Genomic DNA, 14,412 nt, shown 5'->3' with positions numbered 1-14,412 from the left:
GCATACGCGTAAGCGTGGAAGAACACACCGGCGTTTTGTTCTTCCATTGGATAGGCCTATAATCTCGAACCGTTTTGTGTGAGTTTCAGGAGAGCCGACGTGCAAAAAAAGGCAATCAAGCAAGGAATCCCTGACCATTCCGAGGAAACAAAACCGGACATGCAGCCGGCGACGCAACGAAATCGGGAACTGCGCATCAAGGAGATTCTCGACACCGCACGCCAGGTATTGCAGGAGGACGGCTACACCAGGTTCGCGACGCGCCGCGTGGCGGATCGTGTGGGCATCACGCACGGCAATCTCCAGTACTACTTTCGAACGAAAGAAGAATTGCTGCGCACGGCACTCTCGGCCTATGTGAGCCAGGTCATGGCGGACTACATCGCGATCGCGAGTCGGCCAGGAATGGGAGCTGCGCAACGCTGCTCCGCCCTGATCAGTCATATTTTCCAGAACATCAACGAGACCGATCTGCCGAAGTTCATGGTTGAACTCTGGGCTTTTTCCTGGCATGAAGGCTATGTTGCGGACCTGCTAAAGGATATGCAGGCGCGGTTTCGCGGCATCTTTGTGAAGCTGCTGTCGGAACTCCACCCGACCTTGACTAACGAAGAGTGCCTGGTGCGCGCCGCTGTTATCGGTGCCCAGATGGACGGAATGACGATATTCGCCTCCCACGGCGCGTACACGGGAAAAGACTATATCGAGTTCGTTCGCGTGGCGAAGCGCGCGGTAAAAATGCTGGTTAGCGCTTCGCCACAGATGCTGGAAAGCGAGGCGCCGCTTCGTCGTTCGCACCCTGGCGCTCACGGCGGCAGCGGCGCTCAGGTCGAGGGCCTGGGGTCCGACGGGTACCTTCAGTCACAGCTACTGCGTCTACGGGTGCCGCAATCGACTCAAGACGCCTTCTATTACCGGCCAACAACCCAAGGGAAGCGCAGAGAAATCAAGGTCAACGAGATCGTCTCCACGGCCGCCAATCTGTTGGCGGCGGAAGGCTATGCAAACTTCACCTTGGCGCGGGTGGCGAAAGAGCTCGGCATCCTGCCATCGGCGCTGCAGAACTATTTCCCAACCTATGATGACCTGCTCCGCACGACACTCGACGCCGTGGGACAGGTTTACCTGGAAAGCTTCGCGGAAATTGGCAAGCCCAGCGACAAACCCGCGCTGGAACGTCTGTGCGAAATCGTCACGCTCTTCGAGGATTCCCGTGACCTTGCCGTGTATCGACTCTGGTCGGAACTGTGGGCACTGGCCCAGCATTCGGATATCACGCGCGAACTGGTGAGGAACGGCTACGCCGCCTATCGGGTGGTCTGCGCCGATCTCATACGGGAGATCGATCCGTCGGCGACGGCACGCGAATGCCTTGCTCGCGCGACACTCGTCGCAGCTCTGGTGGACGGCGCATTTGTGATGAATTTTTGTGCGCCGGATCAACCTGTGAGGATGGCCCGCGTATTCGAGCTGATTATGGCGATAACGGCTCGGGTCGCTCATGGGCAAATCGCCACAAGCGACGCGGCGTAGCGCCTTGAGTCACGCCGGGCTCGCCGACGCCGATGCGAGAGGATAAGTGACTCAGGTGTTCATCCATTGCGTGAGCCCTGGTAGCGGTTGCCACCAGTGAGCAATCACGAGGCTGACACCGCTGGCAACCAGGAGCCACACGCTCGTCATCAGCAGACGCACGGTTCTCGCAAACGTTTGGGGATCGTCGTTGGTGAGTTGCAAGGCGCGATGAAGCGTCACGACCTGCGCAATCATCGCGCAGCAGGCGGCGAGCGCGCTGACCACAGCGAAAAGAGACCAACTCTCCGCTGATTCGTCCACGACGAAGAATTTCAGATAGGCCAGGGTCGCGCCGGCAAGAAACACCGTTGCGCTCACGATCGCCTGGTGGAAGCCGTTGGGAACCTTGGAATTCATCGGTAAGGTCACTGTTGCTTTGCCGCCATTCGAGCCGTGGCGTGTGCCGTTGGGAATGGTCGGACTCTAGCATATGCATCGTGCCGCAAGTACGCGGGCGCCGCCGCTTGCATAGGGCAGGATATGACCACTCGTCGAGCGCGTTGAGCTCCCTTCAACTACGCTAATGGCAGGCTTCCCGACAATCCACTTGCCCAGCATGTCGTTGCGCTCGTTGTTGCTGCACCTTCCGAATTCGGGTGCTTCAATCGTGCTACCTACGCGCCGGAGTCACTGGAGTTTATTGATGGCGTCGCAGAGACCCTTGAGGATCGGCTTCTTCGCGGCCGTTTTTTTTGCGTCAACTGAGTTCGCCAAGCCTGCCGCCACCAACCGACTCGCGTCCCGCGCACGCTGCCGCTTGAGTCGATCGCATACGCGGCACGGCCGCGACCCAGCGCCTCAACCCACCCGCGCGTAATAAAGATTCTGCGGATGCTTCGCTTCGGCAAAGAAGAACCAGCGCTCCGCCACCAGCCCCGCGTACTGCACGAGACACGCCGCAGCCAGCAGCCCCAACGAAATGCCGATCGAATGCAGGCCCGCCCCTAACGCCATCAACAAAACCGGCGCGACAAACGCCGTCGCGAGAAAACCCCATTTGACATTGCGCAGCGTCCCCGCCGATTTGCCGTGAAAGAACTCGCGCAGATTGAACGCACCGGCGGTAAAGCCGCGCGACACCTGCACCAGTTTCGGATTGTGAATGCCGGTAGCGCTTTGCACCGTCGACTTCGGCCGCAAGCGCGCATTGCGCATGAGCGACGCCGAGCGGCTCGCGCAGCCGGCGAGCGTCAGCACGCACGCGCAGACAGCGAGTCCAACGGTCCACTCGGGCGCGAACCATGCGCTCAATGCCGTCGCCAGTGTGAAGCCCGACGCGCAGCCGAGCAGCGTGAAGTTCACCAGCGTGAGCGGCGTGGCCCACTCCTGCAGAAAGCGCAGGCACGCGTAGATCATCGCCGTGCAGACGAACAGCATGGCGCTCGCCAGCACGCCGAGCCAGCCGATCGCGAGCGACCACGGCGAGCCGAACCAATGCGCGACACCGTAAAAAAACGCGCAAGCGAGAAACACCGGCAGGCACAGACATTCACGCGACAACCACGACGTGCGCCACATGGCGATGGCGCGCCATGCGCGTTCGGGATGGCCGAGATGGAAAAACGACGCGATCAATCCGAGTCCACCCAATACGACGGATACGCCCGCGCCGGCGATATAGAACGCACCGGAGGGCGACACAAGCAGGCCCAGATGCGCGGCAGTTTCCACGCCGACGAGCGCGATCAGCAGGCCCTGGGCCGCGCCGCTCAAAGTAGTCAGAAAGACCACGGAGAATGCGGGATTCATCGTGAGGTCCTATCAGTCGTTAGATGCGCGTCGCCATCGACGCAAGATGCAACTCGCCGCGCTCGAATTGCGCATCGAGCGATTCCGGCGACGCGCTTGGCTCCTGCATCGAGCCGGCCGATTTGCACGAGCAAGAACCGCTGCCGCAACCCGCGGCCTCGGTCGGCACGCGCGGCAAATAGTGATTCGCCGGCCGCGTATTCCACTCGGGCATCAACTGATAGCCGCCGCGCTCCTCGATCGCCTTCGACACCACCGACTCGGGATCGTGAATATCGCCGAACAGCCGCGCCGAAGTCGGGCAAGCGAGCACGCAGGCCGGCTGACGGTCGCGCTCGGACAGATTTTCATCGTGGATCCGATCGACGCACAGCGTGCACTTGGTCATCTCCTTGCGGCTTTCGTCGAGTTCGCGCGCGCCGTACGGACACGCCCACGCGCAATACTTGCAGCCGATACAGCGGTCGAAGTCCACCAGCACGAGCCCGTCTTCCTTGCGCTTATAGCTCGCGCCGGTCGGACAGACCGGCACGCACGGCGGATCCTCGCAGTGCAGACACGACTTGGGAAAATGGATCGTCTCGGCGTTGGGAAAACTGCCGGCTTCAAAGCTCTGCACCCGGTTGAAGAAGGTGCCGGACGGATCCGCGTCGTACGGATTCATATCGGCGAGACTGCCCGATTCGCCCGACGTGTTCCACTCCTTGCAACTCGTCACGCAAGCATGGCACCCCACGCACACGTTCAGGTCGATCACCAATGCCATCTGTGTCATCACAGGCTCCTTGCGGCTGTCCCGATGTTATTTGCGCCCCGTCGCGCCGCGCAGCCGCGCCGCGAACTCCCCTCGTCCCGCGAAGTAGGTTTGCACGATCCGCGAGATCACGCCGTTCTCGCCCGGCATCGCGGGCATCGCCGCGAATTGCGGCAGCGTGTGCCGCGCGTCCGCCTCCGCCGGATAGATGCGCACGCGCACGTCGTACCACGCGGCCTGGCCCGTCACCGGATCGGAATTCGACATGCTTCGCGCGACTTCGTCGGCGCGGTTGGGCAACTCGTCGGTGATGAGGTGATTGAGCAGGAAACCGCGTTGCGATTCGTTCGCGCCCGGGCCGAGGCTCCATGCGCCCGACGCCTTGCCGATCGCATTCCACGTCCATACGGTGCCCGGCTCGACGGTCTCGCTAAAGCGCGCCATGCAGCGCACGCGGCCCCATTGCGATTCGGCGTAGATCCACGCGCCGTCGGCGATACCGTTTTCCGCTGCCATCAACGGATTCATGTACAGATAGTTCTCGCCGTGAATCTGCCGCAGCCATGCGTTCTGCGAGTCCCACGAGTGGTACATCGCCATCGGCCGCTGGGTCACGGCGGCCAGCGGAAACCTGTCGAGGTCGGTCGCCGCGCTTTCGAGCGGCGCGTACCAGAACGGCAGCGGATCGAAGTACTTTTCCACCCGCGCGCGCAAATGATCCGGCGGCTGCCTGCCGCTCGTGCGGCCCTGCGCGGCGAGCCTGAACTTCTGCATCACGTCGGAATAAAGCTGGATCAGAATCGGCTCGCCGAACTTGCGGAAACCGTGCTTGACCGCCCACTCGAGATACGGCCCGTTGCAGTTGCGCATGTATTGCAGCGTCTCGGGCAACGGGTAATGGAACACGCAATTGTTCTTCGCGTATTGCTCCCACTGCCGCGGATTCGGTTCGCCCACTAGCGCCTTGTCGCCATCCTTGCCGCGCCAGCCGATCAGAAAGCCCACGCCGGAATCAGGCGACGTCGTGAAATTAACGACGAAGTCGGGATAGTCGCGATAACGCCTTGCGCCCTCGGCGGTAGTGAACGCCGGGAATTTCAGACGCGACGCAAGCTCGATCAGCACTTCCTGGAACGGCTTGCATTCACCCGTAGGCGGCACGACCGGTACGCGCACCGAATCCACCGGACCGTCGAATTCGGAGATCGGCCGGTCAAGCATGGACATCGCGTCGTGCCGTTCCAGATACGTCGTGTCGGGCAGGATCAGATCGGCGAACGCGGTCATCTCCGACTGGAACGCGTCGCACACCACCAGAAACGGGATCTTGTACTCGCCGTCAGCCTGCTTGTCGACCAGCATCTCGCGTACTTTCATCGTATTCATTGAAGAATTCCACGCCATGTTGGCCATGAAAATCATCAGCGTGTCGATGGGATACGGATCGCCGCGCCACGCGTTGGTGATCACGCTGTGCATCAGGCCGTGCACGGCCAGCGGATATTCCCAGGAGAAGGCCTTGTCGATGCGCACCGGTCCGCCCTGTTCGTCGATGAACAGGTCCTCGGGCGCGGCGGGCCAGCCGAGCGGACCGGTGGCGAGCGGCGTGTTCGGCTTGACGGCGTCGGGACTGTTAGGCGGTTTCGCCGACGGCGGCACGGCACGCGGAAACGGCGACTTGTGACGAAAGCCGCCCGGCGTGTCGATCGTGCCGAGCAGCGACATCAGCACGGCTAGCGCGCGAATCGACTGGAAGCCGTTGGAGTGCGCCGCGAGGCCGCGCATGGCGTGGAAAGCGACCGGGTTGCCGGTAACGGTTTCGTGCGTCTCGCCCCACGCGTCGGTCCAGCGGATCGGCAAGGTGATGCGGTGCTCGCGGCTCGTCTGGATCATCTCACCGGCGAGTCGGCGAATCGTGTCGGCCGCGATGCCGGTGATGCCGGCGGCCCACTCAGGCGTGCAATCGGCCACGCGTTCGCGCAACAAGGCGAACGACGGCGTGACCGGCGTGCCGTCGTCGAGCGTATAGCGGCCGTCGAGCGCGGGACTGACGCCGGCCGCGTGATGCGGCACGGCGCGCGCGGCATCGGCATCCCACCAGAGATGATTCTGCGGAAACAGCGGATTGCCGACCGGCCGCTCGGAATCGCGCACGAACAGGCCGAAGTTTTCGCTGGCTTCGTCGAGCGAGACGAGTTCCGCCGCGTTGGTGTAGCGCCGCACGAATTCATGATCCCACGCGTTGGCGGCAATCAGTTCGTGCAGGAACGCCATGAACAGCGCGCCGTCGGTGCCGGGCTTGATCGGCACCCACTCGTCGGCGATCGCCGCGTAGCCGGTGCGGATCGGATTGATTGCGATGAAGCGGCCGCCCGCGCGCTTGAACTTCGAAATGGCGATCTTGAGCGGATTCGAATGATGATCTTCCGCCGTGCCGATCATGAAGAAGAGCTTGGCGCTGTCGAGGTCCGGCCCGCCGAATTCCCAGAACGAGCCACCGATCGTATAGATCATGCCCGCCGCCATGTTCGACGAACAGAAGCCGCCGTGCGCCGCATAATTAGGCGTACCGAACTGTTTGGCAAAGAGACCGGTCAGCGCCTGCATCTGGTCGCGTCCGGTGAAGAGCGCGAATTTTTTCGGGTCGGTGGCGCGGATGTGGCCAAGGCGCTTTTCGAGCACCTCGAACGCGTGTTCCCACGACACCGGCTCGAACTGGGCGCTGCCGCGCTCAGCGCCGGGCTTGCGCATCAACGGTTGAGTCAGGCGCGCGGGCGAGTACTGCTTCATGATGCCCGACGCGCCCTTCGCGCAAATCACGCCCTGGTTCAGCGGATGCTCCGGATTGCCGTCGATGTAACGCACCTCGCCTTCGCGCAGATGCACACGAATGCCGCAGCGGCAGGCGCACATGTAGCAGGTGGTCGTTTTGATGTCGAGCCGTTCATTCTGCGTGCGAGCGTGATGTTCCATGCGGGGTCTCCGTCGCTGTTTCGGCTGTTGCGCCGAAGCGGTGGTGATGCGATACCGCTCATCCTATGCGCCGTCGCGCCACAAGGGAAATCGCCATTTTCGAGAGAAACTATCCGCTGTGCCGATAGTTTATGTTTGGCTTTCACGTCTCGCGGCTCAACACCGAAGAGTACGAGTACATCGGCAACCGGCCAGGCGGCAGCGAAGAAAAGTAGTCGCGGACCGCGCGGGTTCTGATCGTCAGATCGGCGTCAGTACCGCTTCACCCGCAAAATGCCGGCGGGCGTTGCTCAAGAAATTGTCGACCGAGGCCGTGATCGCTTCCGGCGAGCGGCCGCCCACGTGCGGCGTCAACACCACGTTGCGCAGCGTCAGCAAGGCTTCGGGCGGATGGGGCTCGCCCTCGTAGACGTCGAGCGCGGCGCCGGCAATCGTCCCTGTCGTGAGCGCCCGCGCGAGCGCCGCCGTGTCGAGCACACTGCCGCGCGAGACGTTGACCACGAAGCCCTGCGGACCGAGCGCCTCGAACACCGCCGCGCCGATCAGATGACGCGTGCCCGCACCGCCCGGCGTCGCGACGATCAAGAAGTCGCTCCAGCGCGCGAGACCCTCCACGCTATTGAAGTACCGATGCGGCGAGCCTTCGCGCGGCTTACGGTTGTGATAGCCGATTTCCATCTCGAACCCCGCGCCGCGCCGGGCAACCTTCTCGCCGATATTGCCGAGCCCGACGATGCCGAGGCGCTTGCCGGAGACGTTCGGCCGCATCGGCAAGGTGTCGCGCCAGACGCCTCGGCGGGTGGCCTGATCGAGTTGCGGCACGTCGCGCACCACCGCGAGCAGCAGCGCGAAGGCATGATCGGCCACGCAATGATCGTTGGTGCCCGCGCCGTTGACGAGCACGATATCGCGCGAGCGGGCGTGGTCGACGGCGAGGTTTTCATAGCCCGCGCCCAGCGCGCTGATCAGTTCGAGCTGCGGCATGCGGTCGATGTCCGCGGCGGCGAGCCCGGTCGTGCCGTTGGTCAGCACCGCGCGAATCGTGTCGCCGCGCGCGTCGAGCGCGGCGGCTCGGCCGGCGGCGTCGGGCGCGTAGACGACGTCGAACGCGGCCTCGATCTTCGCGCGGCTTGCCTCGTTAAGGGGGATCAGAACCAGCAGGGATGGCTTCATGGCGGCGCTTTTTTCCTGGCGACGTGGATGGACAGGACAATGTTCAGGCCAGTGTAACAAGGCTCCCAAAGGCTTGCCGGCAAGCCCGTTCATGGGCCCGATGCCCCGCCGGGTGCGCCCGGCACGCCTCAAGTCCAACGCAACCCCGCCGTTATTTCGTTGGATGGCCTGACGCAAAAATGATGCGTAACCGGTCTTTCTTTTCAGCCACAGCCCAACCCGTCTTAAAATAGCGGCACTTCCGATTTTGAGAACCTCATGCTGGATATCCTCCCGCGCGGCCCCGCGCCCGCCAACGACGATTCCGAGATGTTCGAACTCGCGCCCGTCTCGCTCTGGCTCGAAGACTTCAGTGGCGTACGCACCTTGTTCGATGCATGGCGGGCAGACGGCATCACCGATCTGCGCGCGCATTTCGCCGCCAATCCGGACTGCGTCGCGCAATGCGCGCACAGCATCCGCGTCATCAAGGTCAATCAGAAGACGCTGACGCAATTCGAGGCCGCCGATTTCGACGCGCTCACCAGCAATCTCGCCTCGGTGTTCCGCGACGACATGCTCAAGACGCACCTCGAAGAGTTATGCCAGTTGTGGGACGGCCAGTCGCAGTTCACCAGCCAGACGGTCAACTACACGCTCGGCGGACGCCGCCTCGACGTGCTGCTCAAGGGCGCCGTGCTGCCCGGCCACGAAGCGCGCTGGGACCGCGTGCTGGTGTCGGTCGAAGACATTACGGAACTGGAAGGCGCGCGGCATCGCGTGACGCTTGCCGAGCAGTATGTGCGCGGCCTGTTCGAATATTCGCCGGTGTCGCTGTGGGTGGAGGATTTCAGCGCGGTCAAGCGTCTGCTCGACGAAGCGCGGGCGGCCGGCATCAACGATTTCCGCGTATTCACCGACGTGCATCCCGAGTTCGTCGAGCGCTGCATGCAAGAAATCCACGTGCTCGACGTGAACCAGCACACGCTCGACATGTTCGCCGCGAAAGACAAGAAAACGCTGCTGTCGCATCTCGCCGACGTGTTCCGCGACGACATGCGTCCGCATTTCCGCGAGCAGCTGGTCGATCTGTGGGACGGCAAGCTGTTCCAGCAGCGCGAAGTGCTCAACTATTCGCTCGACGGCAACGAGGTGCACGTGCACCTGCAGTTTTCCGTACTGCCGGGACATGAAAAGACCTGGGATCTGGTGCTGGTGGCGCTCACGGACATCACGGCGCGCAAGAAGGCCGAAGCCTACCTCGAGTTTCTCGGCAAGCACGACGTGCTGACCAAGCTGCGCAACCGCTCGTTCTACGTGGACGAACTCAACCGGCTCGAACGCAAGGGCCCGTGGCCCGTGACGATCATCATGGCCGATCTGAACGGTCTGAAACGCGTCAACGATCAGCTCGGCCACGCCGCGGGCGACGCGCTTTTGCGGCGCGCCGGCGAGGTGCTTGCCAAGGCGACCGAGACGCCGTTTCATGCGGCGCGCATTGGCGGCGACGAGTTCGCGATCCTGATGCCGGACACCGACGAGCGCGGCGGCGCCGCGATGGTCGATGCGATCCGGCAACTGGTGGAACTGAACAATCAGTTTTATCCTGGCTCGCCGCTCAGCTTCTCGATGGGCGCGGCGACCTGCCAGCGCGGCGACCGGCTGGAAGCGGGCGTGCAGCGCGCCGATCTGCTGATGTACGAGGAAAAGCGCGCGACCTATGCGAGCCAGCCGGCGGGCGACCCGGCGGGCCGCTGATCATTGCATTGGCCGCGCCGGATCACGGCGTGGCGTCGTCGGGATGATTAGTGCGTTTTGCGCGTTACGGCGTCGGCGAACCGGACGACGGAGCGATCGGCTCCGCCTTGAGTAGTTGGTTCAGCCCGGCAATTTGGCCGCCAGCACATCGACCTTTTGGATCGTGGGCGGCGAGGCGAACAGGTCGCCGGCCTTCGCCATCAATGCGGCCGCCACCTTGCCGTTCAGGTGCGCGTCACGGCCGGCTTCATCCGCAAAGGTGTCGAAGATGCCGAAGGTGGACGGCCCCAGCTTCAAACCGAACCACGCGACGGTGCCCGGCTCCGCCTCGACGAGCGGCAAGCCGCCGAGCAGAAACGCTTCGACCTCTTTTTCCTTGCCGGGCTTGGCTTCGAGACGAACGTACAGTGCGAGTTTGACCATGACAGAACTCCTGCTGTGAGATTCGAGCAATGGTGTGCCTTGCAACGCTTCGCCCGGCGTGACGAAACGTTCGGGCCCGCGAGACTATCGAAAAGTATAGTCCGCTGTCCGCGTAGCGCGGTCACGCGCCCTTCGCGTCAGGATCCGCATAGGCCGGTTTGCGCTAGCGCAGCATCCCGCGTGGCGAACGCCGGCCGCCCGGCGCGTGTCGGCTATACTCGCCGACCCTGAAGTTTTCCGCGGCCCGGCGCCGCGGTCTGGAAAAATCATGTCGACAATTCCCGCCTGCCCGCAGTGCGCGATGGAAAACACCTACCCGGACGGCGACAACTACGTCTGCCCCGACTGCGCGCATGAGTGGCCGGTGATCGCCGCCGCGTCGGTCGACGAAGCCGACGCGCGCGTGGTCAAGGACGCCAACGGCAACCCGCTGGCCGATGGCGATGCCGTCGTGCTGATCAAGGACCTGAAAGTGAAAGGCTCGTCGATCACGCTGAAAATGGGCACCAAGGTGAAGAGCATTCGCCTTGTCGGCGGCGATCATGAAGTGGACTGCAAGATGGACGGCGGCAACTTCATGCTGAAGGCCGCATATCTGAAGAAGGTCTGATTCCGAACGAACGGCGCCGGCCGAACAGCCAGTGGTCACGAGGAGCGACAGCGATGCTTTCCCACGTTTTCATCGGTATCGGCGATTTCGAGCGTGCTTGCAGCTTTTACGACTCACTGATGGGCACGCTCGATCTGCGCCTCAAGTTCCGCGATCCGCAAGCATGCTGGTCCGGCTGGATGGCGGCGGATGCGCCACGCCCGCTGTTCCTGATCGGTAAGCCGTACGACGGCCAACCTGCGTCGGCCGGCAACGGTCAGATGATCGCCCTGCTCGCCGCCAACCGCGTCACGGTCGATCGCGCGCACGCCGCAGCGCTCGCTCACGGCGGCACGTGCGAGGGGCCGCCCGGTTTGCGTCCGCACTATCACGCGAACTATTACGGCGCCTACTTTCGCGATCCGGACGGCAACAAGCTCTGCGTGTGCTGTCACGAACCGCAAGCCCCAGCCAGCCCGGCCACCGCGACCGGCACTTAAGCGCCCGGAAAGCGCAACTCGAAGCGCACTACGCCCGGCGCCGGACACACTACGCGCGCCGTGCCGCCATGCAGATGCATGATTGCCTTGACGATCGCAAGACCCAGACCGCTCGATTCGGTGAACGCGCTACGTGCCGCGTCCGCGCGATAGAAACGATCGAACAGGCGGCCTAGTTGTTCCTCGGGAATCGGCGCGCCGTCGTTTTCGACCACCACGGTGGCGCCCGCCTCGTCCTGCGTGCCACGCAGACGCACCACCGTATCGCTCGCCCCGTAACGCACGGCGTTGACGACCAGGTTGTTGATCGCGCGGCGGCACAGCATCGGATTGGCCGACGCCACACCCGTGGCCTCGACCACGAAGCGCATGCCGCGTTCGTCGGCGAGACCTTCGAAATAATCTGCGATCCTGACGAGTTCCTCGCGCAGATCGACCGGCTCGCGTTCCACTGAAAGCGCCGCATGGTCCGCATGCGCGAGAAACAGAATGTTCTCCGCGATATGGCTCAGGCGGCTCAGTTCTTCGAGATTCGATTCGAGCACCTGCTGATACTCGTCGGGCTCGCGGGTTCGCGCGAGCGTCACCTGCGTCTGCCCGATCAACGCGCCGACCGGCGTGCGAATCTCGTGCGCCAGGTCGGCGGAAAACTGTGAGAGCCGCTGATAACCATCGGCGAGACGCTCGAGCATGGCGTTGAACGCATGCGTGAGCTGGCGCAACTCGAGTGGCGCCGCCTCGCTGTCGAGCCGCACCGACAGGCTCGTGGGACTGATCTGCGCGGCCCGCGTGGCAATCTCGCGAACCGGGCGCAGCGCGCGCCGCAGCACGTACCAGGCGAGCAGCGTCGCGGCCAGCATGCCGATCAGCGTGGCCAGCACGATACGATCGCGGTACGCGGCCAGCATGCGCACTTCCTCCGTCATCGGGTGGCCGGCGATCACTTCAACCTCGGTGCCGTCCTCGCGCGCTTTGGCGGTGGCGATCGCCCAATGCACCGGCACACCGTTGACCAACCGTGTCTGGCGAACGTCGGCGTAGGTGGGCAAGCGGCCCTCGACACCGGCTTGCAGCGCGGGCACTGCCACGCCTGCAGGGTTCACGTCGATGAACGGCGCTTCGCCCGGACGGCGAAACAGCAGCACGTCCTGTTCCGCGCCGAGCATGGTCTCGAACAGCAATGGCCGGCTCTTCAGTTCTCCGACCGAATAAAGATCGTGCACGATGTGGCTGAAATGCTCGACGCGGGCCGTCAGCACCACGTCGGCGCGGCGTTGCAACGACACTTCCGCAGAATGATAGAAGTACGCGCCGAGCGTGCCGATCACCACGCACGCAATCGACGCGAACAGCACCGTGGTGCGAGCCGTGAGCGAGCGCCCAGTCCAGAATGTCATGAGCCGTCGCCGAAGGTATAGCCGATGCTGCGCACCGTGTGGATCAGCTTCTTTTCAAATGGATGATCGACCTTGGCGCGCAGCCGTTTGATGGCCACGTCGACCACATTGGTGTCGCTGTCGAAGTTCATGTCCCACACTTCGGAGGCGATCTGCGTGCGCGACAGCGCTTCGCCCTGACGGCGCACCAGCAGATGCAGCAGCATGAATTCCTTGTTGGTGAGCGGAATCTCCACGCCTTCGCGCGTCACCTTGCGGCGCAGTACGTCGAGCTTGAGGTCGGCGATTTCGAATACGTCGCTCTCGCGGATCACGCCACGGCGCAGCAGCGTTCGGATCCTCAGCACCAGCTCCGTAAATGAAAACGGCTTGACGAGATAATCGTCCGCACCGAGTTCGAGACCGCGAATGCGATCGCTGACGTGGTCGCGCGCGGTCAGGAAAATCACCGGCAGATCGCGCCGCGTACGCAGGGCACGCATGATTTCCCAGCCGTCGATGCCGGGCAACATCACGTCCAGCACCACGAGGTCGTACGCATTTTCGAGCGCCATATGCAGGCCGTCCGTGCCGGTGCGTGCGAGATCGACCGCATAGCCGCTCTCGCGCAATCCTTTCTTCAGGTAGTCGCCGGTTTTCGGATCGTCTTCGATGACGAGGATAGTCATGGTGCTCGATGCTTCGATTCGGCTTTGGCCCAGAGCCTCGCCCTGCCGCCCGCCGAATCCTGGACGTGGATATGCCGGCTATTTTACGTGGCTGCAGCGCGCCATTCATGACGTTTTTGTCATTCGTCTGTCACTCGCCGGAGCCGGTTACGAGACTAATCTGCCCCCATCCTTCACCACCTGGAGCAGATTCATGAAGATCGTTTCCGCGCGTGCGTTGCGCACTTTCGCCGCCCCCGCGCTCGTCGCCGCTGCTTTGTTCGCCGCCGGTCCCGCTGCACAGGCCCAGAGCGCCGCGCCCACCGGCGTGCGCGGCACGGTGACGTCATTGTCTGGCGATCAACTCAAGATCCACACGCGCGACGGCAAAGACGTCGACGTGAAACTCGCCAAGGACACGCCGATCCGCGGCGTGGTGCTCGCCAACATCAACGACATCAAGCCGGACAGCTATGTCGGCACCGCCGCGATTCCGCAGGCGGACGGCACGCTGAAGGCGCTCGAAGTGCACGTGTTCCCGGCCAGCATGCGCGGCTCCGGCGAAGGCCATCGTCCGTGGGATCTCGGCGGCAATAGCTCCATGACCAACGGCACCGTCGGTTCGCTGGTGGTCAGCAACGGCCGCACGATCACCGTGAAGTACAAGGACGGCGAAAAGAAAGTCGTGATTCCGCAAGACGTGCCTATCGTCGCGCTGGAACCGGGTGACCGTTCACTGCTCGTGCCGGGCGCGAAAGTCGTGCTGTTCGCGCACAAGGAAGCCGACGGCTCGATGGCCGCCAACTTTATCTCCGCGGGCGAGCATGGCGTGACGCCGCCGATGTAAGACGGTGTTGCTGTTTTCTCTTCGAGTCGGACAGCCGCGTTCCTGCAT

At 63.3% G+C, this 14,412-nt stretch carries 13 protein-coding genes; 5 read left to right on the top strand and 8 right to left on the bottom strand.

What is annotated here, in order from left to right:
• Window positions 1-99 precede the first annotated feature (99 nt).
• Window positions 100-1,533, top strand: a complete 1,434-nt coding sequence (locus tag ACFSNN_RS28065; RefSeq protein ID WP_134465044.1) for a TetR/AcrR family transcriptional regulator — start codon at window positions 100-102, stop codon at window positions 1,531-1,533.
• Between the two features lie 51 nt (window positions 1,534-1,584).
• Here ACFSNN_RS28065 and ACFSNN_RS28060 read toward each other — a convergent pair whose 3' ends face one another.
• From ACFSNN_RS28060 to ACFSNN_RS28040, 5 genes are all read right to left on the bottom strand, one after another.
• Window positions 1,585-1,932 (bottom strand): hypothetical protein, encoded by a 348-nt coding sequence (locus ACFSNN_RS28060; RefSeq protein ID WP_134465045.1) that lies wholly within the window; start codon window positions 1,930-1,932, stop codon window positions 1,585-1,587.
• Between the two features lie 441 nt (window positions 1,933-2,373).
• Entirely contained in the window at window positions 2,374-3,324 is a 951-nt protein-coding gene (locus tag ACFSNN_RS28055) for a dimethyl sulfoxide reductase anchor subunit family protein (protein ID WP_134465046.1), read from the bottom strand.
• A 19-nt stretch (window positions 3,325-3,343) separates the two neighbouring features.
• Window positions 3,344-4,099, bottom strand: coding sequence for a 4Fe-4S dicluster domain-containing protein (locus ACFSNN_RS28050; RefSeq protein WP_134465047.1), 756 nt, complete (start codon window positions 4,097-4,099; stop codon window positions 3,344-3,346).
• 27 nt (window positions 4,100-4,126) lie between these two features.
• Window positions 4,127-7,051, bottom strand: a complete 2,925-nt coding sequence (locus tag ACFSNN_RS28045) for a molybdopterin-dependent oxidoreductase (protein ID WP_134465048.1) — start codon at window positions 7,049-7,051, stop codon at window positions 4,127-4,129.
• Window positions 7,052-7,291: 240 nt separating this feature from the next.
• Window positions 7,292-8,224, bottom strand: a complete 933-nt coding sequence (locus ACFSNN_RS28040; RefSeq protein WP_134465049.1) for a 2-hydroxyacid dehydrogenase — start codon at window positions 8,222-8,224, stop codon at window positions 7,292-7,294.
• 258 nt (window positions 8,225-8,482) lie between these two features.
• On the opposite strand from ACFSNN_RS28040, the gene ACFSNN_RS28035 reads away from it, so the two are divergent.
• A complete protein-coding gene (locus ACFSNN_RS28035) occupies window positions 8,483-9,961 on the top strand; it encodes a diguanylate cyclase domain-containing protein (protein WP_134465050.1) in 1,479 nt (492 codons plus the stop codon).
• Window positions 9,962-10,081: 120 nt separating this feature from the next.
• Here ACFSNN_RS28035 and ACFSNN_RS28030 read toward each other — a convergent pair whose 3' ends face one another.
• Window positions 10,082-10,384: a putative quinol monooxygenase gene (locus ACFSNN_RS28030; RefSeq protein ID WP_134465051.1), complete on the bottom strand. Its 303-nt coding sequence runs from the start codon at window positions 10,382-10,384 to the stop codon at window positions 10,082-10,084.
• A 268-nt stretch (window positions 10,385-10,652) separates the two neighbouring features.
• Here ACFSNN_RS28030 and ACFSNN_RS28025 point away from each other — a divergent pair, with 268 nt between their 5' ends.
• Window positions 10,653-10,994 carry a zinc ribbon domain-containing protein YjdM gene (locus tag ACFSNN_RS28025; RefSeq protein WP_134465052.1) on the top strand — a complete coding sequence of 114 codons (342 nt, stop codon included), beginning with the start codon at window positions 10,653-10,655 and terminating at the stop codon, window positions 10,992-10,994.
• Window positions 10,995-11,047: 53 nt separating this feature from the next.
• Window positions 11,048-11,473: a VOC family protein gene (locus tag ACFSNN_RS28020; RefSeq protein ID WP_134465053.1), complete on the top strand. Its 426-nt coding sequence runs from the start codon at window positions 11,048-11,050 to the stop codon at window positions 11,471-11,473.
• Here the strand turns inward: ACFSNN_RS28020 and ACFSNN_RS28015 are convergent.
• Both ACFSNN_RS28015 and ACFSNN_RS28010 read right to left on the bottom strand, forming a co-directional pair.
• Entirely contained in the window at window positions 11,470-12,870 is a 1,401-nt protein-coding gene (locus ACFSNN_RS28015; protein ID WP_134465054.1) for a heavy metal sensor histidine kinase, read from the bottom strand. The genes ACFSNN_RS28020 and ACFSNN_RS28015 overlap by 4 nt on opposite strands.
• Window positions 12,867-13,538 (bottom strand): heavy metal response regulator transcription factor, encoded by a 672-nt coding sequence (locus ACFSNN_RS28010; protein ID WP_012426808.1) that lies wholly within the window; start codon window positions 13,536-13,538, stop codon window positions 12,867-12,869. Before ACFSNN_RS28010 ends, ACFSNN_RS28015 begins: the two co-directional genes overlap by 4 nt.
• Window positions 13,539-13,731: 193 nt before the next feature.
• On the opposite strand from ACFSNN_RS28010, the gene ACFSNN_RS28005 reads away from it, so the two are divergent.
• On the top strand, window positions 13,732-14,364 hold the full coding sequence (locus ACFSNN_RS28005; RefSeq protein ID WP_012426807.1) for a hypothetical protein: 633 nt from the start codon (window positions 13,732-13,734) through the stop codon (window positions 14,362-14,364).
• Window positions 14,365-14,412 lie beyond the last annotated feature (48 nt).

Source organism: Paraburkholderia dipogonis (genome assembly GCF_042680985.1).
Lineage (GTDB): Bacteria > Pseudomonadota > Gammaproteobacteria > Burkholderiales > Burkholderiaceae > Paraburkholderia > Paraburkholderia phytofirmans.
The sequence above is the reverse complement of the archived record's forward strand: the minus strand, read 5'-3'. Positions and strand labels throughout refer to the sequence as shown.

Coding starts and splice junctions, on each gene's coding strand:
- ACFSNN_RS28060 (WP_134465045.1), bottom strand. CDS start 1,932: ATGAATTCCAAGGTTCCCAACGGCTTCCACCAGGCGATCGTGAGCGCA.
- ACFSNN_RS28055 (WP_134465046.1), bottom strand. CDS start 3,324: ATGAATCCCGCATTCTCCGTGGTCTTTCTGACTACTTTGAGCGGCGCG.
- ACFSNN_RS28050 (WP_134465047.1), bottom strand. CDS start 4,099: ATGACACAGATGGCATTGGTGATCGACCTGAACGTGTGCGTGGGGTGC.
- ACFSNN_RS28045 (WP_134465048.1), bottom strand. CDS start 7,051: ATGGAACATCACGCTCGCACGCAGAATGAACGGCTCGACATCAAAACG.
- ACFSNN_RS28040 (WP_134465049.1), bottom strand. CDS start 8,224: ATGAAGCCATCCCTGCTGGTTCTGATCCCCCTTAACGAGGCAAGCCGC.
- ACFSNN_RS28035 (WP_134465050.1), top strand. CDS start 8,483: ATGCTGGATATCCTCCCGCGCGGCCCCGCGCCCGCCAACGACGATTCC.
- ACFSNN_RS28030 (WP_134465051.1), bottom strand. CDS start 10,384: ATGGTCAAACTCGCACTGTACGTTCGTCTCGAAGCCAAGCCCGGCAAG.
- ACFSNN_RS28025 (WP_134465052.1), top strand. CDS start 10,653: ATGTCGACAATTCCCGCCTGCCCGCAGTGCGCGATGGAAAACACCTAC.
- ACFSNN_RS28020 (WP_134465053.1), top strand. CDS start 11,048: ATGCTTTCCCACGTTTTCATCGGTATCGGCGATTTCGAGCGTGCTTGC.
- ACFSNN_RS28015 (WP_134465054.1), bottom strand. CDS start 12,870: ATGACATTCTGGACTGGGCGCTCGCTCACGGCTCGCACCACGGTGCTG.
- ACFSNN_RS28010 (WP_012426808.1), bottom strand. CDS start 13,538: ATGACTATCCTCGTCATCGAAGACGATCCGAAAACCGGCGACTACCTG.
- ACFSNN_RS28005 (WP_012426807.1), top strand. CDS start 13,732: ATGAAGATCGTTTCCGCGCGTGCGTTGCGCACTTTCGCCGCCCCCGCG.